19 protein-coding genes and 1 pseudogene are annotated in these 24,753 nt (G+C 72.8%); 15 read left to right on the forward strand and 5 right to left on the reverse strand.

Annotated elements, in window-relative coordinates; all coding sequences use genetic code 11:
• Positions 1-122: 122 nt before the first annotated feature.
• The gene (locus ACLQ2N_RS20800) at positions 123-1,073 is read right to left on the reverse strand and encodes a TauD/TfdA dioxygenase family protein (RefSeq protein WP_425815143.1); all 951 of its coding nucleotides are present in this window, start codon (positions 1,071-1,073) and stop codon (positions 123-125) included.
• 554 nt (positions 1,074-1,627) lie between these two features.
• Between ACLQ2N_RS20800 and ACLQ2N_RS20805 the strand changes: the two genes are divergently transcribed.
• From ACLQ2N_RS20805 to ACLQ2N_RS20840, 8 genes are all read left to right on the forward strand, one after another.
• On the forward strand, positions 1,628-2,833 hold the full coding sequence (locus ACLQ2N_RS20805; RefSeq protein WP_425815145.1) for an ROK family protein: 1,206 nt from the start codon (positions 1,628-1,630) through the stop codon (positions 2,831-2,833).
• Between the two features lie 88 nt (positions 2,834-2,921).
• Entirely contained in the window at positions 2,922-3,005 is an 84-nt protein-coding gene (locus ACLQ2N_RS20810) for a putative leader peptide (protein ID WP_361031313.1), read from the forward strand.
• Between the two features lie 300 nt (positions 3,006-3,305).
• Positions 3,306-4,898 (forward strand): ABC transporter substrate-binding protein, encoded by a 1,593-nt coding sequence (locus tag ACLQ2N_RS20815; protein ID WP_425815147.1) that lies wholly within the window; start codon positions 3,306-3,308, stop codon positions 4,896-4,898.
• Between the two features lies 1 nt (position 4,899).
• Entirely contained in the window at positions 4,900-5,844 is a 945-nt protein-coding gene (locus tag ACLQ2N_RS20820) for an ABC transporter permease (protein ID WP_425815149.1), read from the forward strand.
• A 3-nt stretch (positions 5,845-5,847) separates the two neighbouring features.
• Positions 5,848-6,735 carry an ABC transporter permease gene (locus ACLQ2N_RS20825; protein ID WP_425815151.1) on the forward strand — a complete coding sequence of 296 codons (888 nt, stop codon included), beginning with the start codon at positions 5,848-5,850 and terminating at the stop codon, positions 6,733-6,735.
• Positions 6,732-8,585, forward strand: coding sequence for a dipeptide ABC transporter ATP-binding protein (locus tag ACLQ2N_RS20830; protein ID WP_425815153.1), 1,854 nt, complete (start codon positions 6,732-6,734; stop codon positions 8,583-8,585). The genes ACLQ2N_RS20825 and ACLQ2N_RS20830 overlap by 4 nt, the downstream gene beginning before the upstream one ends.
• Before the next feature lie 37 nt (positions 8,586-8,622).
• Positions 8,623-10,935, forward strand: a complete 2,313-nt coding sequence (locus tag ACLQ2N_RS20835) for an arylsulfatase (protein WP_425815155.1) — start codon at positions 8,623-8,625, stop codon at positions 10,933-10,935.
• A 200-nt stretch (positions 10,936-11,135) separates the two neighbouring features.
• Entirely contained in the window at positions 11,136-12,680 is a 1,545-nt protein-coding gene (locus ACLQ2N_RS20840) for an MFS transporter (RefSeq protein WP_425815157.1), read from the forward strand.
• Positions 12,681-12,727: 47 nt separating this feature from the next.
• On the opposite strand, the gene ACLQ2N_RS20845 is transcribed toward ACLQ2N_RS20840, so the two are convergent.
• Positions 12,728-15,019: a glycoside hydrolase family 3 N-terminal domain-containing protein gene (locus ACLQ2N_RS20845; RefSeq protein ID WP_425815159.1), complete on the reverse strand. Its 2,292-nt coding sequence runs from the start codon at positions 15,017-15,019 to the stop codon at positions 12,728-12,730.
• Between the two features lie 158 nt (positions 15,020-15,177).
• On the opposite strand from ACLQ2N_RS20845, the gene ACLQ2N_RS20850 reads away from it, so the two are divergent.
• On the forward strand, positions 15,178-15,777 hold the full coding sequence (locus ACLQ2N_RS20850; protein WP_425815161.1) for a TetR/AcrR family transcriptional regulator: 600 nt from the start codon (positions 15,178-15,180) through the stop codon (positions 15,775-15,777).
• 143 nt (positions 15,778-15,920) lie between these two features.
• Here the strand turns inward: ACLQ2N_RS20850 and ACLQ2N_RS20855 are convergent, their stop codons facing one another.
• Entirely contained in the window at positions 15,921-16,823 is a 903-nt protein-coding gene (locus tag ACLQ2N_RS20855; protein WP_425815163.1) for a carbohydrate kinase family protein, read from the reverse strand.
• A 128-nt stretch (positions 16,824-16,951) separates the two neighbouring features.
• On the opposite strand from ACLQ2N_RS20855, the gene ACLQ2N_RS20860 reads away from it, so the two are divergent.
• Entirely contained in the window at positions 16,952-17,413 is a 462-nt protein-coding gene (locus ACLQ2N_RS20860; RefSeq protein ID WP_425815165.1) for a hypothetical protein, read from the forward strand.
• A gap of 13 nt (positions 17,414-17,426) precedes the next feature.
• Here ACLQ2N_RS20860 and ACLQ2N_RS20865 read toward each other — a convergent pair whose 3' ends face one another.
• Complete coding sequence (locus tag ACLQ2N_RS20865) at positions 17,427-19,484, reverse strand: SpoIIE family protein phosphatase (RefSeq protein ID WP_425815756.1); 2,058 nt, start codon at positions 19,482-19,484, stop codon at positions 17,427-17,429.
• 220 nt (positions 19,485-19,704) lie between these two features.
• Here ACLQ2N_RS20865 and ACLQ2N_RS20870 point away from each other — a divergent pair, with 220 nt between their 5' ends.
• The 5 genes and pseudogenes from ACLQ2N_RS20870 to ACLQ2N_RS20890 all read left to right on the forward strand — a co-directional run.
• The gene (locus tag ACLQ2N_RS20870) at positions 19,705-19,959 is read left to right on the forward strand and encodes a WhiB family transcriptional regulator (protein ID WP_425815167.1); all 255 of its coding nucleotides are present in this window, start codon (positions 19,705-19,707) and stop codon (positions 19,957-19,959) included.
• A gap of 22 nt (positions 19,960-19,981) precedes the next feature.
• Positions 19,982-20,302: a YkvA family protein gene (locus tag ACLQ2N_RS20875; protein WP_425815169.1), complete on the forward strand. Its 321-nt coding sequence runs from the start codon at positions 19,982-19,984 to the stop codon at positions 20,300-20,302.
• A gap of 136 nt (positions 20,303-20,438) precedes the next feature.
• Entirely contained in the window at positions 20,439-22,616 is a 2,178-nt protein-coding gene (locus tag ACLQ2N_RS20880) for a discoidin domain-containing protein (RefSeq protein ID WP_425815171.1), read from the forward strand.
• A 97-nt stretch (positions 22,617-22,713) separates the two neighbouring features.
• Complete coding sequence (locus ACLQ2N_RS20885) at positions 22,714-23,226, forward strand: mycothiol transferase (protein ID WP_425815758.1); 513 nt, start codon at positions 22,714-22,716, stop codon at positions 23,224-23,226.
• Positions 23,220-23,321, forward strand: a pseudogene (locus tag ACLQ2N_RS20890) (DUF2000 family protein); the annotation flags it as partial. The gene ACLQ2N_RS20885 and the pseudogene ACLQ2N_RS20890, both read left to right, overlap by 7 nt.
• A gap of 24 nt (positions 23,322-23,345) precedes the next feature.
• Here the strand turns inward: ACLQ2N_RS20890 and ACLQ2N_RS20895 are convergent.
• Positions 23,346-24,638 (reverse strand): phosphoribosyltransferase family protein, encoded by a 1,293-nt coding sequence (locus ACLQ2N_RS20895; RefSeq protein ID WP_425815173.1) that lies wholly within the window; start codon positions 24,636-24,638, stop codon positions 23,346-23,348.
• Positions 24,639-24,753: the final 115 nt, after the last annotated feature.

Here is a 24,753-nt window from a genome sequence, read left to right on the forward strand (position 1 = left end):
GGGGGTGCCGGCCCCCCGGGGGGGGCCCCGGGGCGGGGGGGGGGGGCGGCCGCCGCCCCCGGGGGGGGGCGCCCGGGGGGGGGGGGCCTGGGCACCGCCCGCCGGGGGAGTGGGGTGCTCGCTCACGCGGCCGGCGCCTCGGTGGTGGAGGCGCCGGACGGGATGCCGAAGGACGGGTCCGGCACGGCCTCGGGGCTGATGAGGGTGGAGGAGCGGCCGTCGACGCCGACCGGCACGTCGCCGTCGATGGTGACGCGGCGGAGCTTGCGCTCGTGGGTGTCGGAGTCGTCCACGCCGTAGTGCTGGGTGGCGCGGTTGTCCCAGATCGCCACGTCGCCCACCTGCCAGTCCCAGCGCACGGTGTTCTCCGGGCGCTCGATGTGCGACTGGAACAGGTCGACCAGGGCCCGCGAGTCACGCCCGGTCAGCCCGCTGATCCGCTGAACGAAGTTGCCCAGCAGCAGCACGCGTTCGCCGGTCTCGGGGTGCACGCGGACCACGGGGTGCTCGGTGAGGAACTTGGTCGACGTGAACACCTCGCGGTACTGCTGAAGTGCCTCCGGCAGGGCGTTGGGCCGCACCGCCGCGTAGTCGTAGTCGTTGGAGTGGACGGCCCGCAGCCCGTCCGCCAGGGTGCGCAGCTGCTCGGGCAGCTCCGCGTAGGCGGCGGCCGTGTTGGACCACAGGGTGTTGCCGCCGTACGGGGGGATCACGACGGCCCGCAGGATGGAGAAGGCCGGGTAGGCGGGGACGAAGGTGACATCGGTGTGCCACTGGTTGGCCCGGCCGCCGTGGTCGGAGTCGATGCCCAGCGAATAGCGCCCGTCGGCGGACGGCACGGTCGGGTGGGCGACCGGCGTGCCGAGCAGCCGGCCGAACGCCTCGTGGCTGTCCTCGTCCAGGTGGTCCTGCTCCCGGAAGAAGACGACCTTGTGGGCCAGGAGCGCGGCCCGGACGGCGGCGACCGTCTCCGGGTCGAGGTCGCCGCCGAGCCGTACACCGGAGATGACCGCGCCGATGCGGCCACCGAGCTGCTGGACGGTGACGGCGGGGGCGGTGGTGGTGGAAGACATGGGGGATTCCCTTCGAGGAGAGGCCCGTCACGGCCGGGCACAGGGCGCGGCCGGTGGCGAGCGGGTTAATTGTTGAGCGGAATTAATTGGGGCGGGATGCGCCCACAGGCGGAGACGGTGCTCTGCCCGGAGCGAGGATGCGCGGGGTGGCCGGCTCCGGAGAGGGAGCGCGGTGCGGTGGGTACGCCGGTGAGGTCAGGCGGCGGTACAGCGGCCCGGACACCCGGGTCGAGGGGCGGGGCGGCCGGCGCGGGCGGGCCGCGCATCGGTGAGTGCCGTCGCGAACATGTCCCGGAGACTCGCAGCGCCCCGCCGGGTACGTCAAGCGCCCGCCGGCACCCCGCCAGGCGTCCGGCAGTGGTTCAATCGGCGCCTGCACGGGGTCGCCGGACATCCTCGCCGGACGCCCGAAAACCTTTGCCGGCCTGCGAGTTCACCCTGTCGCCCCAGCAGTGCGCGGGCGCCGCCCCCGGGCCCGGTCACCGGCCCCGTGCGAATTCACGCCGCCGTAACGTTGCGAGCGCCCCATGGCGCAGGACCGAAGGAAGGCCCCCATGACCGCCGCCCCCCGCCTCTTCCGCGCGACCGGTGACGGAAGGCGCGAGACCAACGCCGCCACCGTGCTGCGCACCGTCCTCGACCACGGCCCCGTCGCCCGCCGGACGATCGCCGACCGCTCCGGGCTGAGCCAGGCCGCCGTGTCACGCCAGTGCACCGATCTCGTACGGCTGGGCCTGGTACGGGAGTTGCCCGAGCTGAGCGCCGGAAACGGGGTGGGCCGGCCGCAGATCCCGGTCGACCTGCACACCGGCGGGAGCGACGGGCCCCTGGTCGCCGGGGTGCACATCGGGGTGCCCGCGTCGACGTTCGGCCTGCTGGACCTGCGCGGCCGGCTGCTCGACCGGCGCTCCTTCCCGCACGACGGCATCGGGGCCGGGGACCTGCCGCCCAGGATCGTGCGCGGGCTGCGCGCCTTCCTGGACGACGTCCGGCGCGACCGGCCGCTGCTGGGGGTGGGTGCGGCCCTCGGCGGCTGGGTCGACCCGGGCTCGGGAACGGCCGTGCGGCATGCCACGCTCGGCTGGGCCGGCCGCCCCCTTGCCGCCGAACTGGCCCGTGGCCTGGACGGTTTGGAGGTACGCGTCGACAACCACGCCCGGGCCGTCGCGCAGTCCGAGATCCTGTTCGGCCGCCCCGAAGCGCGGCGTAGCCTGGTCCACCTGTTCATCGGCAACGTGGTCGACGCGGCCCTGGGGATCACCGGTGTCGTGCACCAGGGGCCCGGGTCCGGCGCCGGTGACGTGGCCCACCTGCCCGTGCCGGACTCCACGGTGCTCTGCCCCTGCGGGCGCTCCGGCTGCCTGGAGGCGACCGCCTCGAACACCGCAATGGCGCGGACCGCCGTGCGGCGCGGCATCGTGCCCTGGCCCGACGCCTTTCTGGTGGTGGACGCGGCGGCGGCCGGCGACCGGCGCGCCGACCGGCTGTTGCGCGAGCGGGCCCGCGCGGTCGGCCGCGCGACGGCCCTGCTGCTCGACATCCTCAACCCCGACCTGGTGGTCGTCACCGAGCACGCCAGCCTGATCAACCCGGAGTACCTGGAGGAGATCAGGGGCGCCGCCGTCGACCACTCGCACGTCTGCCAGGACCCCGACCGCATCGTCAGTCCGCATGCCGGGACGGCCGTTCTCCCGGTCGCGGCCGGTTCGGTCGTCCTGAACCCCCTGTTCAGGAGCCCTCTCACGGTCTCGATGCGGTAGCCGGCCGACGCGGTGCGCAGAGGACTTCGTACCAGGATGCGGACAACGCAGGTTGACCGCCCAGTGAGGCCGCTGTCATATTGCTCCCGTGAACCCGGACAAGCGCCTCGTCTCCCGCAGGCACGTCGACCTCTGTCGACAGGCCAGCGCGGTCTGTGCCGTTCGCCGCTGACCCGGACCGCGGCGGTACGGCCCCACGGCCCCGCCCCGTTGACCTCTCACGGGTGACAACAACCCGCTGAGACCCGGCAATCCTTTCTCCGTCCGGCTTCCCCCGCTTTCGTGCGTCGCGTGAGCTCTTCACGCCTATCCGCGCCGATTCCGCAAGGCCGCCACAACGGCCCCGGTCCGGTGCGCCTTTCGCGCAGCGTGATCCCGTCAGCTCCATTCCTCCCGCAGCGGAACGAATGCGCGTACGTGCTCCGCCGCGCGCTCCTCCCTCCCCTTTTCCCACCGTCACAGGCAGGCATCGATGACCGAGCTGTACCCCCTCACGCCCCTTGGACCGTCCCGGCGCTCCACGCTGCGCGCCGCGGGCGGCGGCGCCCTGCTCCTCGGACTGGGCCTCGCGGGCTGCCGCTCGGCCGTGTCGGACACCTCGTCCGCCCCGCAGGGGGCGAGCGCGGCACCCCGGCGCGGCGGCGTGCTGAACGTCGCGGTGAACGCCGACTTCACGCCCGCCCTGCTGTTCGCGCAGAGCGGCCAGTCACTCCAGCAACGGCTGATCTACAACACCCTCACCCGCTACGACGACCGCCTCCACCCGAAACCCGAGCTCGCCTCCTCCTGGACGTACGCCAAGGACGGGCGAAGCATCACGCTACGGCTGCGCGACGACGTCACCTTCCACAACGGCCGCACGTTCACCGCCGACGACGTGATCTTCGCGGTGAAGAACCTTCAGAACCCCTTGCGAGCAGCCCAGTTGCGCAGCACGGCGGCCACCATCACCCGGTTCGAGAAGCGCGGCGACCACGAGCTGGTGCTCAAGCTGGCGCACCCGGTCAACAACCTCTTCGACCTGTTCGAGTTCATGATCATCACGGACTCGGAGAGCGTCGAGGACGCCGTCGCCGGGAAGAAGCTCATCGGGACCGGCCCGTTCAAGCTGAAGAAGTGGAGCCCCGGCTCAGGTCTGAGCCTCACCCGCAACGACGCGTACTGGCAGCCCGGCCGCCCCTACCTCGACGGGGTCGAGCTGCGGGTCATCGCCCAGGCCGACGCGCTGATCTCGTCCCTGCGCTCCGGCCAGTCCCAGCTCTCCTTCGACGTGCCCGGCAAGAGCCTCGGCGTCGTCAAGGCCGACCACGGGCTCACCATCAGCGACTACGACACCGGCGCCGGCGCCGTCTACCTGGGCGTCAACACCACGGTCGCCCCGCTGACCGACCGCACCGTCCGCCAGGCGCTCGCCTGGGCCGTCGACCGGGACCGGCTCGTCGACCAGACCCTCGGCGGGTACGGCCTCGCCTCCGCCGCACCCTGGCCCAAGTCCTCACCCGCGTACAGCGAGGCCAACCGCACCCACTACACGCACGACCCCGCGAAGGCCCGGCAACTCCTGAAGTCCGCGGGACACACCAGGCTCGACCTGCCCATGCTGCACATCGCGCTGCCCGGCGAGACCGCCATCGCCGAGTCCATCCAGTACGACCTCAAGCAGGTCGGCGTCCACGTCACGCTCCAGCCCACCGACGGCGCCACCGCGCAGAAGAAGCTGATCTCGCAGGGCATGCCCGCACTGTGGTCCCTCGGCCACGGATTCGCCCAGGTGCAGCCGTCCACCCTGGCCGTCAGCGCGTACCCCTTCAACGAGGCGAAGAACACCTCCAAGTACCGCTCCACCGCCTACACCAAGGTCGTACGGGAGGCCTGGACCGAGCCCGAGACCGACACGGCCGCCGCCAACGCCCTGCACCAGAAGATCTCCTCCATCCTGCTGGACGAGGCGTTCCTCATCGACCTCGTGGTGCGCGGACAGCTCCAGGTATCCGCAGCCCGGCTGCACGGCGTCACGCTCAACAAGTTCTCCTACCTCAACCTCGACAACGCCTACCTGGTGTGACATGCGCAGCTACCTGCTCCGGCGGCTGCCGTCCGCCCTCCTCGTCCTGGTCGCCGCCTCCTTCCTGATCTTCGCCATCCTCAGACTGGTCCCCGGCGACCCCGCCACCGCGCTCGCCGGACCCGACGCGGACGCGGCGACCGTCGCCGCCATCCGCGAACGGCTCGGTCTCGACGCGCCCCTGCTCTCGCAGTACGCCCACTGGACCGGCTCGCTCCTGAAGGGCGACCTCGGACCCTCGTACGCGATCGGCGGACAGACCGCCGACCTCATCGGCGACGGCCTCGGCGCCACCGCCGAACTCACCCTCGCCGCCCTCCTGTTCGTGATCGTGCTCGGTACGGCTTTCGGCGTGGTCGGGGCCACCTCGCGCAACCGGTGGCTGACGGGGGCCGTGCGCGTGATCACCACCGCCGCCCTGGCCGTGCCGCCGTTCGTCAGCGGCGTGCTGCTCGTCCTGGTCTTCGCGGTGGCGCTCCCCGTACTGCCGCCCGGCGGCCGGGTCGCCTTCCTGACCGCCCCGGACCTCGCCGCGCAGTACCTCGTGCTGCCGGCGCTCTGCCTGGCCCTGCCCAGCGCCGCCGTGCTCGGCCGCTACCTCAAGGACGGCATCGAACGCGGCCTCGCCGAGGACTACATCCGCACCGCCACCGCCGCCGGGATCGCCCCGCGCCGCCTGCTGTGGCGCCACACCCTGCCCAACGCCCTGCCGCCCGTCGTCACCCTGCTCGGCATGCAGGTCGGAAACCTGCTCGGCGGGGCCGTCCTGGTCGAGGCGATCTTCGCCTGGCCCGGCCTCGGACAGCTCGCCGAACAGGGCCTCCAGCGCCGCGACTACCCGGTCGTCCAGGACCTCCTGCTGCTCCTGGTCGCCGTCTTCGTCCTCGTCCAGCTGCTCACCGACCTCGTGTACGCCTGGCTCGACCCCCGGATCAGGTGGGAGTAACCCATGACCCAGACGACCGACCTCCTCACCGCCGCGCCGCCCCCGGCCGCCCGCAAGCCGGGCGCCACGGCCCGCCCCCGCCACCCCTACCGCACCGCCCTGTCCACCGCGCGCGCCCGCACCGGCCTCGTCCTCGTCGGCGCGGTGGTCCTCGCCGGACTCCTCGCACCGCTGCTCGCCGGGCACGGGCCCACCGACCAGAGCGGCCAGAGCCTCGCGGGACCCGGGGCGCCCGGACACCTCCTGGGCACCGACGACCTCGGGCGCGACCTGCTCAGCCGGGTGCTGTACGGCATCCGCACCGACCTCGGCATCATCACGCTCGCGGTGCCCGCCGGCGCCGCGCTCGGCTGCCTGCTCGCCCTGGCCGCCGCCGCCCACCCCATCGCCGACACCGTCGTCCAGCGCGTCTTCGACCTGCTCCTCGCGTTCCCCGGGCTGATCCTGGCGCTCGCCGTCACCGCGATCCTCGGCCCCGGACGCATCCCCGTCGTGCTCGTCATCGCCCTCGCCGAGATACCGGTCTTCGGCCGGCTGCTGCGCAGCGGCGTCCTCGTACAGCGGGAACGCGAGTACGTCACCGCCGCCCGGGTCGGCGGCGGTTCGGGCCGCCGGGTGCTGATCCGGCACATCCTGCCCAACGCGGCCGACCCGCTCGTCGTGCAGATCGCCGTCTCGCTGACCGTCGCCGTCTTCATCGAGGGCGCGATGAGCTTCCTCGGCGTCGGCGTCCGGCCGCCCGAACCCACCCTCGGCGCGGTGCTCAGCCAGTCCATGCCCTACCTCGCCCAGTCCCCGCACTTCGCCGCGGGCCCCCTGATCACCGTGACCGCGCTCGTCCTCGGACTCTCGCTCATCGCCGAGGCGCTCAACCGGGAGATACGCCGATGACCGCCCCCGAGCTGCTGGAGGTCCGCGACCTCGGCGTCGAGTTCACCGCCCCCGACGGGTCACCGCTGCGCGCCGTGCGCGGGGTCTCCTTCACCCTGCGCCGGGGCGAGACCCTGGCCGTCGTCGGCGAGTCCGGGTCCGGCAAGTCCACCACCGCGCTCGCCCTGAACCGCATGCTGCCCGGCACCGGCCGCATCACCACCGGCACGGTCCGGCTGGACGGCCGCGACCTGGCCGCCGCCGACGCCGACCTGCGCGCGGTGCGCGGCGCCCGCATCGGCATGGTCTTCCAGGACCCGATGACCGCCCTCAACCCCGTCCTCACCGCCGGCCGCCACATCGACGAGGCCCTGCGCGCCCACGGAAACCACGACAAGGCCGCCCGCCGCGCCCGCACCGTCGAACTCCTGGACCGGGTCGGCATCCCCGACCCGCACCGCCGCGCCGACGACTACCCGCACCAGTTCTCCGGCGGCCAGCGCCAGCGCATCCTCATCGCCATGGCCCTCGCCGGCGAACCCGACGTCCTCCTCGCCGACGAGCCGACCACCGCACTCGACGCCACCGTCCAGGACCAGATCCTCACCCTGCTCGGCGACCTCAACCGCGAGACCGGCACCGCCCTCGTCCTCATCACCCACAACATGGGCGTCGTCGCCCGCGCCTGCGAACGGGTCCTCGTCATGTACGGCGGCACCGTGGTCGAGGACGGGCCCACCGCCGAAGTGCTCACCCGCCCCCGTCACCCGTACACCGCCGGACTCCTGGCCGCCGTGCCGCGTCTCGCCACCCCGTCCGGGACCCGGCTCACCGGCATCCCCGGCAGCCCGCCCGACCTCACGCTCCTCGGGGACGGCTGCGCCTTCGCCGACCGCTGCACCCTGGCCGAGGACCGCTGCCGCACGCAGACCCCGCCGCTCGCACGGGTGGCCGACGGCGTACGGGTCGCCTGCCTTCCCGCCGCCGGACGCACCGAGCCCCTGCCCGCCCCGGCACCGCCCGTCCGCATCGACCGCCCCGCGCCCGGCGCGGTCGTCCTGGAGGCGGACGGCCTCACCAAAACGTACGGAGGGCGCGGCGCCCGGCGACGCGGGGTGCCCGCGCTCGACGGGGTGTCGCTGAGGCTCAGGGAGGGCGAGACGCTGGGCATCGTGGGCGAGTCCGGCTCCGGCAAGTCCACCCTCGCCCGGGTCCTCGCCCACGCCCACACCTGCGACGGCGGCACCCTGCGGCTGCGCGGCGAGGACATCACCCGGCCCTCGCGCCGGGCGCTGCACGCGGTGCGCCGCCAGGTACAGATGGTGTTCCAGGACCCCTACGCCTCGCTCAACCCGCGCATGACCGTGGGCGAGATCGTCGCCGAACCCCTCGTCGCGTTCGGCATCGGCGACCGCGAGGCGCGCCGCGAGCGGGTGGCGGAGCTCCTGGAGCTGGCGGGCCTGGACCCCGCCGTGGCCGGACGCCACCCGCGCTCCTTCTCCGGCGGCCAGCGCCAGCGCATCGGCATCGCCCGCGCGCTCGCCCCGGCACCGTCCGTCCTCATCTGCGACGAACCCGTCTCCGCGCTCGACGTGTCCGTCCAGGCCCAGATCACCGGCCTGCTCACCGACCTCCAGCGCGACCTGGGGCTCTCCCTCGTCTTCATCGCCCACGACCTCGCGGTCGTCCGGCAGATCAGCCACCGCATCGCCGTCATGCACCGGGGCCGGATCGTGGAGACCGGCACCGCCGACGAGGTGTGCGAGCACCCCCGCGACCCGTACACCCGCGCCCTGCTCGCCGCCGCGCCCGAACCCGTACCCCCGACGGTCCGGCCCGAGCACGCCGAGAAGACGGCGGCCCTCGCATGACCCGCCCCACCCCGAACCGAGACGGAGCCGCCCGCCGATGACCACCACCCGCCGCGACCCCTACGACGGCTTCCCCGGCCGCATCGGCCGCACCTTCGCCGCCTCCGAGCCGGCCTGGCCGGCGCCCCGGACACCGGGGGAGAGGGCCCCGAACATCGTCGTCGTGCTCGTGGACGACATGGGCTACAGCGACATCGGCCCGTTCGGCTCCGAGATCCCCACCCCCGTCCTCGACACCCTCGCCGAGGGCGGCGTACGGCTCAGCAACTACCACACCATGCCGCTGTGCTCCCCGGCCCGCGCCGCCCTGCTGACCGGACTCAACCCGCACCGCGTCGGCTACGCCATGGTCGCCAACTCCGACCCCGGCTTCCCCGGTTACGGCATGGAGATCGCCGACGACATCCCCACCCTCGCCGAACTCCTCCACGACTCGGGCTACGCCACGTACGCCGTCGGCAAATGGCACCTGGTCCGCGACTCCGCGTCCAACGCCGCCGACGACCGCGACAACTGGCCGCTGCGCAAGGGGTTCGACCAGTACTACGGCGTCCTGGAAGGGCTCACCAGCCTCTTCCACCCGCACCAACTCGTCCGCGACAACAGCCCGCTGGACATCGACGAGTTCCCCGACGACTACTACTACACCGACGACATCACCGACCAGGCCATCTCCATGGTGAAGTCGCTGCGCGCCCACGACCCCGACAAACCGTTCTTCCTCTACCTCGCGCACAACGCCGTCCACGGCCCGCTCCAGGCCAAGGAGGAGGACATCGCCCGCCACCGGGGCCGCTACGACGAGGGATGGGACGCGCTGCGCGAGCGCCGCTTCGCCGCCCAGATCGCCGACGGACTCTTCCCGCCAGGCACCGAACTCCCCGCACGCAACAGCGAGGCCGGGCAGGACGTACCCGCGTGGGACAGCCTCACGGAGGAGCAGCAGCGCCTGTACGCCCGCTACATGGAGGTGTACGCGGCACTGGTCGACAACATCGACCAGAACCTCGGCCGGCTCACCGCCACCCTGGAAGCGCTGGGGGAGCTCGACAACACCATCATCGTCTTCACCTCCGACAACGGAGGCACCGGCGAGGGCGGCGCCGAGGGCACCCGCTCCTACTTCAGCCGCTTCGTCCACCACCCCGCGCTGCCCGAGGACTGGACGCCCGACGTCGACCGGGACCCCGAGCTGATCGGCGGCCCGCGCAGCCTGGTGCACTACCCGCGCGGCTGGGGCATGGCCTCCAACACACCGTTCCGGCTCTACAAGGGTCACACGTACGCGGGCGGGGTGCGCGTCCCCTTCGTCCTGTCCTGGCCGAGGGGCGCCCGTGAAGGCCGCCTCACCCCGGGCACGCGCCCGCAGTACCAGTACGTCACCGACATCGCCCCGACCCTCCTCGAACTCGCGGGCCTGGAACGCCCTGAGCGCCGGCGCGGGGTCCCGCTCCAGGAACCGGACGGCGTCACCTTCGCCCCCGTACTCGCCGACCCGGAACACCTCTCCACCCACCCCGAGCAGTACTGCGAGATGACCGGCAACCGCAGCTACTACCGCGACGGCCGCAAACTCGTCACCCTGCACCGCCCCGGCGCCCCCTACGACGACTCCGAGTGGGCCCTCTACGACATCAGGACCGACCCGACCGAGATCCACGACCTGGCCGCCGAACACCCCGTTCTGGTCAAGGAACTCTCGGCGGCCTGGGAGAAGGCCGCCTGGCGCAACGGTGTCTTCCCGCTCTCCGACGGCAGCGGCGCCCTGGCCCGCCGCAACCCCGCCGAAAGCCGCCTGTCACGCCCCCTCACCCTGCTGCCCGGCACCCCCGAACTGGAGCGCTACCGTTCCTCCCGGCTGGTCTCCCTGTGCTCCTTCGAGGTGACCGTCGCGATCGACGACGCGGGCGAGGGCGTCCTCGTCTCGCACGGCGACCAGGGCGGCGGCTACAGCCTGTACGTCGAGGACGGCCGCCTGCATTTCGCGTACAACGAGTACGGCGTGCTCCACGAGACGGACGCGGGCCCGCTCGCACCGGGAGAGCACACGGTCCGGCTCGTCGCCACCGCCGAGCGCGGCCTGCGCTGGAGCTTCCGGATCGAGGCCGACGGGGAGACCCGGGGCACCCCGCCCAGCGTCCACCAGCTCATCGGCATGGCTCCCTTCCAGGGCATCAGCGTCGGCGTGGACCGCAAGTCCCCCATCTCCTGGCCCCTCTTCGAACGCCACCGCGCCTTCCCCTTCCAGGGCCGCCTGCGCTCGGTGACCTACACCCCGGGCGACCCGGGCCCGGACTCCCCGGAGGCGGTGGCCCAGGCACTGCGGGAGGCGGCAGCCGCGTTCGAGTGAGAGCACAACGAGGAATCCGGCCCCGCCGGCGTTCGAGGCGCGAAGTCCGGGGCGGAGCCCCGGTTCCGGGAAGGGGCGGGGAGGGGACAAGGCCCGCCGCAGGCGCCCCCGGAGATCGATTCGCGACGACTCTCACCCAGGTCTAACGTCGGTGGGGTGAACGACCACGTTCACCCCACCGCACCAGCGGCAACGAACCCATGACCGGCTCCCACGCGACACTCCCGCAAGCCACCGCAACCCCTCGGAGGGACCGCGGCGGCACCATAGCCCTGCTGGTCATCTGCTCGTGCCAACTGATGGTGGTCCTCGACATCACCATCGTGAACATCGCCCTGCCGCACATCCAGACATCCCTCGGTTTCTCCACCGAGAACCTGTCCTGGGTGATCAACGCGTACACCCTCACCTTCGGCGGCCTGCTCCTCCTCGGCGGTCGGATCGGCGACATCCTCGGGCGGCGCCGGGTCTTCACGGCCGGCGTCGCCCTCTTCGTCATCGCCTCCCTGCTCGGCGGACTCGCCCAGGAATCCTGGCAACTGCTCGCCGCCCGCTCCCTGCAGGGCGTCGGCGGCGCGATCGCATCACCGACCGCGCTCGCCCTGATCACGACGACGTTCCACGAAGGCCCCGCACGCAACAGGGCCTTCGGCGTGTTCGCGGCCGTCTCCGCGGGCGGCAGCGCCATCGGTCTGCTCGCGGGCGGTGTGCTGGTCGAGTGGCTGGACTGGCGGTGGATCTTCTTCGTCAACGTGCCCATCGGCGTGCTGATCGTGCTGGCGACCCGCCGTTACATCCAGGAGTCCGAGCGCCACCCGGGTCACTTCGACGTCCTGGGCGCCCTCACCGCGACGGTGGGCATGGTCTCCCTCGTCTACGGATTCATCCGGGCCTCCGAGGAGGGCTGGAGCGACACCCTGACCCTGCTCGCGTTCGCCGCGGCCGTCGTGCTGCTCGGCCTGTTCATCGCCGTCGAGAGCCGGTCCCGGCAGCCGATCACCCCGCTGTGGATGTTCCGCGACCGCAACCGGGCCGGCACCTACGGGATCATGCTGAGCCTCGCGGCGGCGATGTTCGGGATGTTCTTCTTCCTGACCCTGTTCGTCCAGAACATCCTGGGCTTCAGCCCGCTGCGCACGGGCCTCGCCTTCCTGCCGGTCAGCGTCATCATCGCGATCGGCGCCGGATTCACCTCGAAGCTGCTGCCCCGCTTCGGCCCCAAGCCCTTCATGGTGACGGGCGCGATCCTCGCCGCCGGCGGGCTCGGCTGGCTCACGCAGACCGACGTCCACAGTTCGTACCTGGGCAGCCTGCTGGGACCGATCCTGGTGTTCGGGCTCGGCATGGGCCTGCAGTTCGTCTCGCTGACGCTGATGGCCCTGTCCGGAGTCGAACCGCACGAGTCGGGCGCGGCCTCCGGAATCCTCAACACCACGCAGCAGGTGGGCGGATCGCTCGGCCTGTCCATCCTGGTCACCGTCTTCGGTACGGCGAGCCGCAACGAGGCGACCGACCAGGTCCCCAGGTTCATGGCCGAGGCGACACCGGCGCAGCTCGCCCGGTTCCGCAAAACCGGACAGCTCCCCGGCCCCTGGGGCGACCAGGTCCTGGCAGCGGGCGTCTCCACCGCGTTCCTGGCCGCTGCGGCCTTCGCCGTCGCCGCCGCCCTGATCGCGCTGTTCGTCATCCAGGTCCGCCCCTCGGACCTGGAACGGCTGCGCGGGAGCGGCCGGCCGGGCCCCTGAGGACCGGGCAGGCCGCTCCCGCGACCGGTCAGCCCTTGACCGACCGTTCAGCCCTTGACGGTGAAGCCCGCCCGCAGCAGGGCGTCGTCGCGCGACGACGGCCCGACGAGCAGCTCGAAGGCACCCGGCTCCACGACCCGACGACCCTCGGCGTCCACCAGGGCGCACGCGGCCACCGGCAGTTCGATCGTCACCTCGCGCGACTCACCCGGCTCCAGCCGGATCTGCCGGTAGGTCTTCAGCTCCTTCTCCGCCCACGTCACGGACGTCACCAGGTCACTCACGTACGCCTGTACGGTCTCCAGCGCGGGACGCCCGCCGGTGTTGCTCACCGTGACGCGCGCCCGCAGCGTGTCGCCCGCCCCCAGGACGTCGGTCAGCACCTCCAGGTCCGTGTAGGCGACGGTCGTGTAGCTCAGGCCCTCGCCGAAGGCGAAGGCGGGCCGCTGGGTCAGGTCCGCGTACCGCGAACCGTGCTGGCCGCGCAGCTGGTTGTAGTACGTCGGCTGCTGCCCGGCGTGGCGCGCGAAGGACACCGGCAGCCGCCCGGACGGCTCGACGAGGCCGAGAACCAGCTCGGCCACCGCACGGCCGCCCTGCATGCCCGGGTTGAAGGCGTACACGATCGCCGACGCGCGGTACGCGGACGGCGGCAGCACCAGCGGCTTCGAGGCGATGACGACCACGGTGAACGGCTTGCCCGACGCGGCGAGCGCGTCCAGCAGCGCGATCTGCCCGCCGATCAGCTCCAGGGTCGCGGTCGAGCGCCCCTCACCGATCAGCTCGATGCGGTCGCCCACCACGGCGACGACGTGGTCGGCCGCCTCGGCCGCGGCGACCGCCTCCGTGATCAGGTCGCCGGACGGCTCGCACGGGACGACGATCTCGGGGCGCGGCTGCCCGTCCGGGAAGAAGGCCCCCTCCGGGTCCGGGCCCACCGTCAGAATGCCGGCGCCGCGCGCGTGGGTGACGGTCCAGCCGGCGGGCACATGCTCCCGGAAGCCGTCCAGGACGGTACGGATCATGGCGCGCGGGTGGCCGTCCGGCAGCCAGTCCGCCTGACCGGAGGAGCCCGCCCAGTCCCCGAGCTGGGTCTGCGCGTCATCGGCGTTGGGGCCGATCACGGCGACCGTACGCGGCGCCGCACCGGCGTCCGCGACCGCCCGCCCGTCCGCCCCGGCCGCGTAGCCGCCGTCCAGGGGCAGGGTGCCGTCGTTGGCCAGCAGCACCAGCGAGCGGCGGGCCACCTCGAGGTTCAGCTCGGCGTGCCCGGCGCTGCCGATGACCGCCTGCTGCCGGTCACGGTCGGGGTGGCGCGGGTTCTCGAACAGGCCCAGCTCGAACTTGAGCGTGAGGATGCGCGCGACCGCCGCGTCGATGTCCGCCTCGTCGAGTCGCCCGGCCGCCACGGCCTGCTGCGCCCCCTCGAAGAAGTCGGGCGTGGTCATCACCATGTCGTTGCCCGCCCGGACCGCGGCGGCCGCCGCCTGGGTGTGGTCGGGGTACACCTTCTGCTCCCACACCATGCGCCCGACGTTGTCCCAGTCGGTCACCAGCGTGCCGGTGTAGCCCCACTCGCCGCGCAGCACCTCGTTGAGCAGCCAGTTGTTGACGGTGACGGGGACGCCGTCCATCGACTGGTAGCCGAGCATGAACGTACGGCAGCCCTCCTTGGCGACCCGCTCGAACGGCGGCAGGAACCAGGAGCGCAGCTTTCGGCGCGAGATGTCGGCCTCGCTCGCGTCCCGGCCGCCCTGGGTCTCGGAGTAGCCCGCGAAGTGCTTGGCGCACGCCAGGATCGCCGTCGGGTCGTCCAGCCCCTCGCCCTGGTAGCCGCGCACCATCGCCGACGCCAGCTCGCCGATGAGGAAGGGATCCTCGCCGAACGTCTCGCTGACCCGCCCCCAGCGCAGGTCCCGGGTGATGCACAGCACCGGCGAGAACGTCCAGTGCACCCCGGTCGCGGCCACCTCGACGGCGGTCGCCCGTGCCACGCGCTCCAGCAGCTCCGGGTCCCAGCTCGCGGCCATCCCCAGCTGCGTCGGGAAGATGGTGGCGCCCTCCCAGAACGAGTGCCCGTGGATGCAGTCCTCGGCGACCAGGAGCGGGATGCCCAGCCGGGTCCGGCGGGTCAGCTCGGCGGCCTCCAGGACGCGTTCGGGCGAGGCGTGCAGGATGGAGCCGGCGTGCATGTCCTCGATGTGCTGCCGTACCCCGTCCTTGGCGTTCAGCTGGAGCATCTGGCCGACCTTCTCGGGCAGCGTCATCCGGCCCAGCAGATCGGAGACGCGCTCCGGAATGGGCAGGCGGGGGTCGAGATAGGGCAGGGAGGAGCCCACGGGCTTTCCTTTCACGACGTCGGCGACGTTCTCATCGGGCGGTATGCGGAGGCTGTGCACTCCGGGGACCACCGTACGCCGAATGCCGACCTAGTGGTAAGTAAGTAGGATGCGAACACATGCGGCGGGGCTGCCGAGACGACCGGGGAGCGTGCCGAGTGACCGGCGATGAGCGGCGTGGATACGCGAAGGGCCGGGCCAAGCGCGGGGAGATCCTCGACCAGGCCATGGCCATGTTCGGTGAGGCCGGCTACCGGGGCGCCTCGCTGCGGGTGATCGCCACCCGCTGCGGCATCTCGCATCCCGGACTGCTGCACCACTTCCCGACCAAGGAATCCCTGCTGCTCGCCGTCCTGGAACACCGCGACGCCGTGGACGGCCAGTGGCTGGAGGCGGGTCGCCCCACCGGCGTCGACCGGCTGCGCCGGCTGGTCGGACTCGCGGCGCTCAACGCGGAGCGGCGCGGCATAGTCGAGCTGTTCTGCGTACTGTCCGCCGAGGCCACCTCGGCCGACCACCCGGCCCACGCCTACTTCGTGGAGCGGTACCGGTGCTCGGTGCTGTCCACGGCGGTCTCGTACGCCGAGGCGCGCGAGAAGGGCGTGCTGCGCGAGGGCATCGACCCGCGGGAGGCGGCGCAGCAGCTCATCGCGCTGATGGACGGCCTGCAGATCCAATGGCTGCTCGGTGACGGCACGACCGATATGGCGGGGGTCCTGCACGCGCACGTGCAGGCGCAGTTGACGGTACCGTTCTGAGCCGGCGCGGCAGGCGTCGCGAGACGGCACCCCCGCACCCCGTGGCGTCCGAGGCGCGGGAGGTGGGCCCGCGCCGTCCTGCCGGAGACCCTGACGCGCGCGGGTGCCCCGGGCCGGGGCACCCGCGCCACACGCGGGCCTCTCTACGTGCCGAGCAGTTCCGCCCGGCCGATCATGGCCGTCGAGCCCGGAGCCGTACACGCGAAGGCACCCGCCACCGCCCCCAGCCGGGCGCACTCCGACGGCTCACGCCCCTCCAGCCTGCCGTACAGGAAGCCGGTGACGAACGCGTCGCCCGCTCCGTTGCTGTCGACCACGGGCGCCGGCGGCGCGGCCGCCGCGATGTGCACCGGTTCGTCGCCGCCGTCGCGGGTGAGGAGGTACGAGCCCTCCGCGCCCGCCGTGGCCACCACCGTCGTGGCCCGGCCCTCGCGCAGGACCTCCCGCATCAGCGCGGGCGCGCGCTCCCCGGCCGCCGCCGCGCTGAAGAAGACGAGATCGGACCGGAGGGCGAACTCCCGCTGGTGGTCGCTTCGTCCGTCCCAGTCGTGCAGATCCGTGGAGACCGGCACCCCCAGCGCCTCGATGTCGTCGTACAGGAACCGGGTGAAGTGCGTGATCGACAGATGGACATGGCGGGCCCGCCGCAGCCGGGGCAGGTAGAACTCCCGCGGCATCCGCAGCTCCTCCGGGTCCCGCGCGTCGTAGAACGACATCCGCCGCCCCGTCGCGTCCACCAGATTCACCGCCCGCCGCGTCCCGGCCGGGGAGATGACCGCGTGGAACTCCACATCGCCCTTCGCCAGCCGCTCGCGCACCTGCGCACCGGTCCAGTCGTCGCCGACGCAGTCGAGGAACACCACGTCGAGCCCCAGCGCACGCGCGCCGAGCGCCACGTTCCCACCGGTCTGGCCGGGCCACTCCTGGATCGGGCCGACCATCACCGAGTCGGCCAGGGGGACCGGCAGGGCATCGACGCGGACGATCGTGTCCACCCCGCTCCCGCCGACCACCACGATGTCGTATTCCGTTGGCTGTTGGACCACTGAGCCCCCTCTCGCGTACCCGCCGCGCCCAGTATCGGCCACCGGTCCGGCCGCTCGACGCGCGCCCGGCACCCCCGCTGGCTAGGCTCGACCGGGGGCCGACTACCTGTGCCACGGAGGCTCACGTCATGATGCTGTTGCCCGAACCGCGCGACATCCCGCCGCGCCTCGCCACCGGCGCCTTCATCCTCAACTCCGGCCTCGGCAAGCTCAAGGCCGACGAGGGGACCGCCCAGGGGCTGCACGGTATGGCCAGCAACGCCTATCCGTTCCTCGGCAAGCTGGAGCCCGCCCGGTTCACCCGGCTGCTCGCCTGCTCCGAGATCGCGGTCGGCGCCACCCTGCTGGCGCCTTTCGTGCCGACCCGGCTCGCCGGGCTGCTTCTCACCGGGTTCTCCGGTGGTCTCTTCGGCCTCTATCTGCGGACCCCCGGCATGCGGGAACCCGGCAGCCTCCGGCCGACGCAGGACGGGATCGCGCTCGCCAAGGACTCCTGGATGCTGGGCATCGGCCTGGGCTTCCTCGGCGCCGGCGGCAACCGCGTACGCGCCACAGCCCAGTGCCGTACCCGGCGCAGGTGCGCGCACTGATCCCACGCCGCCGTCACGTGTGGACCCGGGCCATCAGCAGCGCCACGTCGTCGTGGCCGTCCGGGTCCCGCAGCGCGCGCAGCAGCCGGTCGCACGTCGCGTCGAGCGACGCGTCCGGAGTGCGCAGGAGTTCCAGCAGCGTCGCCAGGCGGCTGTCGATGTCGTCCTCCCGGGTCTCCACCAGGCCGTCCGTGTACAGGACCAGCCGGTCGCCCGGGCCGAGCGGGACCGTGACGTCGCTGAACGGCACCCCGCCCACCCCCAGCGGCGCCCCGGGCGGGAGATCCAGCAGCACCGGCTCACCGCCCACCGGGATCAGCACCGGCGGCAGATGCCCGGCCGTGGACACCCGGCACCGCCCGGCGCCCGGGTCGTACACGGCGTAGACACAGGTCGCGAACCACGGGTCCAGGCCGGCGGTGATCTCGTCCAGGTGCCCCAGCACCTCGGCGGGCTCCAGGGAGAGCCGGGACAGCGTCTGGGTGGCGGTGCGCAGCCGCCCCATCGTGGTGGCCGCGTTGATCCCGCTGCCCATCACATCGCCCACCACCAGGGCGGTCCCGCCGTCGCGCAGCCCTATCACGTCGAACCAGTCCCCGCCGACCTCGTAACGCGAGGCGGCCGGCCGGTAACGGGACACCACGTCGAGGCCCGCCGGGGCGTGATGGTTGCGCGGCAGCATGCTGCGCTGAAGCGTCAGCGCGGTCTCCTGCTGCTGGCGGTAGAGGCGGGCGTTGTCGATGCCGACGGCGGCCCGGGCCGCCAGCTCGGCGGCCAGCGCCTCGTCCTCCGCCGTGAACGGCAGCGGGTTGTCCGTACGGATCAGGTCGATCGCCCCCAGCACCTCGCCCCGCGCGATGAGCGGTACCGCCAGGTACGAGTGCGCGCCCGCTTCGGCCAGCAGGGCGGCCGACCGCTCGTCGCGGGCCACCCGGGCCAGCTTCTCCGCGTCGAGATACGGCTCCCGCACCGGCCGCGCCGTCCGCACACACCGGGTGATAAGGCGGTCGGCGCCGTAGCGGGCGGCCCGGCCCGGTGGGTCGGCAGCCTCCACCACGGGCGTCGGCCGGGCGGCGACGACGGCCAGGGCCTGGATGAGGAGCGGGCCGTCGGTCGACCCGGGGCGCCCCTTCAGGACGCTGTCCAGCACGTCCACCGCGGCGACGTCGGCGAGCTGCGGCACGGTGACCTCCGCCAGCTCCCGGGCCGTCTGCTCCAGGTCGAGCGTGGTGCCGATGCGCACCGAGGCGTCGGCGATCAGGGCGAGGTGCTGCCGGGCCCGCTCCGCCTCGGCCGCCGCGCGGTAGCGGTCGGTGACATCGATCAGCGATGCGGCGATGCCCAGCACCCGCCCCGCGGAGTCGTCCAGCCGGTACAGCGACACCGACCAGGCGCGGTCGCTGTCCGGGGCGGCGGGGGAGTGGCCGACCACCTGGCGCGACACCTGCGGCACACCGCTGTCCAGGACCTCCCGCGCGGCCGCCTCCAGGCCGTCGGGGCCCAGGAACGACAGCGCCTCGCCCATCGGCCGCCCCAGGTGCTCCGCGGCGCTCATGCCGTCCATCCGTTCCAGCGCGGCGTTGGCGGACAGGAAGCGCAGATCGGGGCCCAGCACCGCGAGGCCGATCGGCGACTGGTCGACCAGGCCCACCGACAGCGCGAGGTCCCGCTCCACCCGGCGCAGCACCTCTCCGTCGGCCGCCAGCCCCAGCGCGTAGAAGTCACCCCGGTCGTCCTGCAACCGCATGTTCCGGAACTCCAGCAGCCGGCTGGTGCCGTCCTTGTGCCGTACGGGGAAGACCCCGGCCCATGCCTCGCCGCTCCCCATCACCTGGCCGAAGAGGCGGAGCACCAGCTCGAAGTCCTCCTCGGCGACCAGCACCCGGGCGGCGAACTCGCCCAGCGCCTCCTCGGCGGAGTACCCCAGCAGCCGTTCGGCCTGCGGGCTCCACAGAACGATGCGGCCCTGGGCGTCCAGGACGAGCGCGGCGACCCCGAGGACGTCGAGCAGACCGCTCTCGGAGGCCCGGCGCCCGCCCGGCCGGCGGGCTTCGCCCCAGCCGATCCGCATGTCATCAGTGCCGCCCACGGACGATCCTTCCCAGCCGTCACCGTGCCCGACGCAGGCCCGCCGTCTCCCATGATCGCCCCTGAGCCGCCGCCCTCGCAGCTCCGAGGGACGTGAAGAGGACGCGAAGGAAGGGTCACCCGGTGTTTCGGGGGCGAAATGCCGGTCACCCGCAGCGTACCGAGGCAAACGCGACGCACACGATCGTCAGGAGTGAGAGTCCATGGAGAACTGGCGCATGCACGCGGCCTGCCGCGACGAGGACCCGGACCTGTTCTTCCCCATCGGGAGCAGCGGCCCGGCGCTCGTCCAGGTCGAGGAGGCCAAGGCGGTGTGCCGACGCTGCCCCGTACAGCAGGAATGCCTGCGGTGGGCCCTGGAGAACAACCAGGACGCCGGGGTGTGGGGTGGTCTCGGGGAGAACGAGCGGCGCGCCCTGAAGCGCCGCACCCGGCACCGGACGCACCGCTCCGGATAAGTCGGATAAGGCAGGATGAAGTATGGACACCAAGACCTGGATCATCGTCGGCGCGGTCTTCGGGCTGCTCATGCTGGCCGCTGCCGGCGTCCTGCTGGTGCGGGTCCTGAAGGCCAGGAAACTGCTGGCCGAGGCCGGTGTCCCGCTGCACAACAAGGCGCTGGTCTGGGCGGCGGTGCTGTACACCGTGTCGCCGGTCGACCTGCTGCCGGACCCGGTCTACCTCGATGACATCGGGTTCCTCCTGCTGGCCCTGCGCTCGCTGCACGCCGCGGCGCGGGCCGCAGGGGTCGGCGGGCGGCAGGAGCGGCCTGCCGAGCCCAGGGGGAACCTCGTTCCGTAGCACTCCGGGCCCATGGCGCTGAACCCGGTGCGTCCTGATCGTTGACAGCTGGACGAGTACACGCCACTCTCCTGGGAGAGCGCTCTCCCACTCGCCCCCGGGACCCCCGTCCCGCACTCTTCCGCCAGGAGAGAATGTGCACAGAGCCGGTTCGGCCCTGCCCGCGAGACCCCGCGCGGGCACGCTGCTGATCACCCTTCTCGCCCTCGTCGCCTCGTCGCTGGTCATGCTGGCCGCGCCCGGTGCCCGGGCCGCGGAGTCCCTGCTGTCGCAGGGGAAGACCGCCACCGCGTCCTCGTCGGAGGGCGCCGGCTACGCGGCCTCGGCCGCCGTGGACGGCAACCTCACCGGCACCCGCTGGGCCAGCGCGTGGAGCGACCCCCAGTGGCTCCAGGTGGACCTGGGCGCCGCCGCCGACCTCAGCAGGGTCGTCCTGACCTGGGAGTCCGCCTTCGGCAAGGCGTACGAGATCCAGGCGTCCGACAACGGTTCCGACTGGCGCACCCTGAAGACCGTCACCAACGGCGACGGCGGCACCGACGACCTCGCGGTCAGCGGTTCCGGCCGCTACGTCAGGATGCACGGCACCGCCCGCGCCGGCGGCTACGGCTACTCCCTGTGGGAGTTCCAGGTGTACGGCACCACCGGCTCCACCAACCCGGACCCCGGCACTGGCGGCGCCGTCCGCGTCACCGGGTCGCAGGGCAACTGGCAGCTCACCGTCGGCGGCAAGCCGTACACGGTGAAGGGCCTGACCTGGGGACCGTCCGTCAACGACGCGGCGCGCTACATGCCCGACCTGAAGTCCATGGGCGTCAACACCATCCGGACCTGGGGCACCGACGGCACCTCCAAGCCGCTGCTCGACGCGGCGGCGGCCAACGGTATCCGCGTGGTCAGCGGCTTCTGGCTGCAGCCCGGCGGCGGCCCGGGCAGCGGCGGCTGCGTCGACTACCTCACCGACGACGCCTACAAGTCCTCGTCGCTCACCGAGTTCGCCAAGTGGGTCGACACGTACAAGAGCCACCCCGGTGTGCTCATGTGGAACGTCGGCAACGAGTCGGTCCTCGGGCTGCAGAACTGCTACAGCGGTGACGAGCTGGAGAAGCAGCGCAACGCGTACACCGGCTTCGTCAACGACGTCGCGAAGAAGATCCACACCCTCGACCCGGACCACCCGGTGACGTCCACCGACGCCTGGACCGGTGCCTGGCCCTACTACAAGCGCAACGCCCCCGACCTCGACCTGTACTCCATGAACTCCTACGGAGACATCTGCGGGGTCCGCACCGCCTGGGAGGCCGGCGGCTACACCAAGCCCTACATCATCACCGAGGGCGGTCCGGCCGGTGAGTGGGAGGTGCCGGACGACGCCAACGGGGTCCCGGACGAGCCCACCGACGTACAGAAGGCCGAGGGTTACACCAAGGCGTGGAACTGCGTCACCGCCCACCAGGGCGTCGCGCTCGGCGCCACCTTCTTCCACTACGGGACCGAGCACGACTTCGGCGGCGTCTGGTTCAACGTGGTGCCGGACGGCAAGAAGCGGCTCTCCTACTACGCCCTGAAGAAGGCGTACAGCGGCTCCACCGCCGGTGACAACACCCCGCCCGTCATCAGCGGCATGACGGTGCAGAACGCCGGCGGGGCCCCCGCGGGCCAGGAGTTCACCGTCCGCGCCGACATTCGCGACCCGGACAACGACCCGGTCACGTACACGATCTACCTCAGCGGCAACTACGCCACCGGCAACAAGGCCCTGGTCGAAGCCACCTGGCGGTCCACCGGCAACGGCACCTTCGCGGTGACCGCGCCCGCGCGGCTCGGGGTGTGGAAGGTGTACATCCAGGCCGAGGACGGGCACGGCAACGCCGGCATCGAGACCAAATCGGTGAAGGTCGTGGTGCCCCCGGTCGGCGGGACCGACATCGCGCTCGGACGCCCCGCGACCGCCACCTCCGCCCAGGCCGGCAGCAGCGGCTGCCCCTGCACCGCGGCGATGGCCACCGACGGACGGCTGGACACCCGGTGGGCCAGCGACTGGAGCGATGCGCAGTCCATCCAGGTCGACCTGGGCGAGCGGAAGTCGTTCCGCCACCTCCAGCTGGTGTGGGACCCGGCGTACGCCAAGTCCTACGAGGTGCTGGTCTCGGACGACGGCAACTCCTGGCGGTCGGTGTACACCACGACCACCGGGAACGGTGACGCCGACGACCTCGACATCGCGCAGACCGCCCGCTATGTGAAGCTCGATCTCACCCAGCGGGGCACGGCATGGGGCTACTCCCTCTGGGAGTTCGGGATCTACAGCTGAGGGCGGGGCGGGCGTCGGTGGGGACGTCCCCGCCGACGCCCGCCCCCGCGCGTGTCGGTGGCCGCGCGCGGGAAGGGGAACGGCCATGGTTGAACGCATGAACGTCACCGACATCCTGACCGATGGGTACACCCGCATCCAGGAGACCGTGCACGCGGCCGTCGAGGGCCTGGGCCCCGACGACCTCCACGCCCGGCTCGACGACGACGCCAACTCGATCGCCTGGCTCGTATGGCACCTGACCCGCGTCCAGGACGACCACATCGCGGACGCGGCCGGCACCGAACAGGTCTGGACCGCCCAGGGCTGGGCCGGCCGCTTCGATCTGCCCCTCCCCACCGACGCCACCGGCTACGGGCAGAGCAGCGAGGAGGTCGCGGCCGTCCGCGTGGGCTCGGCCGATCTGCTCCTGGGCTACTACGACGCCGTCCACGAGAACACGCTCGCCCACATCCGCGGCCTGGACGGCCAGGCGCTGGGCCGCGTCGTGGACGAGGGGTGGGACCCGCCCGTCACGCTGGGGGTGCGGCTGGTCAGCGTCCTGTCGGACGACCTCCAGCACGCGGGTCAGGCCGCTTTCGTACGCGGAGTGCTCGAACGCCGCGCGTAGTGCACCAAGACGGGCTGGACCTGGTGGGGATCGCGGTGCACGGCCCCCGCAACGCGGTGGACAAGATCCTCAAGGGCGCGTCGACGCACCGGTGAGCGGGTGCCTCCTGAGGCGTACGGTCAGGTCCCCGTGCCGGACAGATGGCCGAGGAACCAGGCGCGCGCCCGCTCGGCCGCCTCGTCCAGCGTGCCCGGCTCCTCGAACAGGTGCGTCGCGCCCGGGACGACGTCGAGCCGGCTCTCGCAGCGCAGCGCCGCCCGCGCCCGGCGGTTCAGGTCCAGCACCTCGGTGTCCCGGCTCCCCACGAGCAGCAGGGTGGGGGAGAGGACTTCGCTCAGGCGGGCCCCCGCCAGATCCGGCCGTCCGCCCCGCGACACGACCGCCCCGATGCCCGTGTCCGGGTCCGCGCCCATGACGGCCGCCGCCTGGAGCGCGGCGGCCGCGCCCGTGCTCGCACCGAAGATGCCGAGGGGCCCGGGCGCACGGCCCCGTACCCAGGCGGCGGCGTCCACCAGGCGGCCGGCGAGGGCCGAGATGTCGAAGACATGACCGCCCTCCGCCTCCTCGTCGGCGGTGAGCAGGTCGAACAGCAGCGTGCCGAGGCCGGCCCGGTTCAGCGTCGACGCCACCGACCGGTTGCGCGGGCTGTGCCGGCTGCTCCCGGAGCCGTGGGCGAAGAGCACGAGCGCCCCGGAGTCGCCGGCCGGGGTCAGGGTGCCGGGCAGGTCGACCCCGCCGGCCTCCACCAGCACGTCGCTGGTCAGCCGGGGCCCGGTCTGCCGCGCGGCCCGGGCCAGGAGCGCGACGACCTCCTCGTCCGGCGTCTGGCCGAAGTCCCGGTACCACTCGCCGACCGCCGAGAACCCGGCCGGCGACGACAGGCAGACCAGTTCGTCCGCCTCCTCCCTCAGCCGGGCCGCGGCGGACGGCGGCGCGACCGGCACCGCCAGCACCACATGTGCGGCGCCCTGTGCCCGGGCCACCGCGCAGGCGGCGAGCGCGGTCGCGCCGGTGGCGATCCCGTCGTCCACGAGGACCACGGTGCGACCGTCGAGGGGGACGCGCGGCCGGTCGCCCCGGAACTCCCGCGCCCGGCGCCGCAGTTCGACGTCCTCCGCCTCCTGTACGGCCGCGATGTCGGCGTCCCGAACGCCGGCCCGGCGCACGATGTCGTCGCTGATGACCCGGACGCCGCCTTCCCCGATGGCCCCGAAGCCCAGCTCCGGGTGGCGCGGGACGCCCAGTTTGCGGACCACGATGACGTCCAGCGGGGCGCCGAGCTCCTGCGCGACACGGAAGGCCACCGGCACACCGCCGCGGGGGAGGCCCAGTACGACGGGATCGCTCTGCGCGAGAGGACGGAGGGCTTCGGCGAGCCGCCGGCCCGCGTCGGTCCGGTCGGCGAACAGCACGGGACTCACCCCATATCGAGGACCACGTACGGCGGTCCCCCGTCTCTCGCCGGGCGACGCGCGTACCTCATTCCAATCAACCGCGCTCGCCGGGCCCGCGCAAATCGGCGGACAC

This window comes from Streptomyces sp. DT224, assembly GCF_049844595.1.
GTDB lineage: Bacteria > Actinomycetota > Actinomycetes > Streptomycetales > Streptomycetaceae > Streptomyces.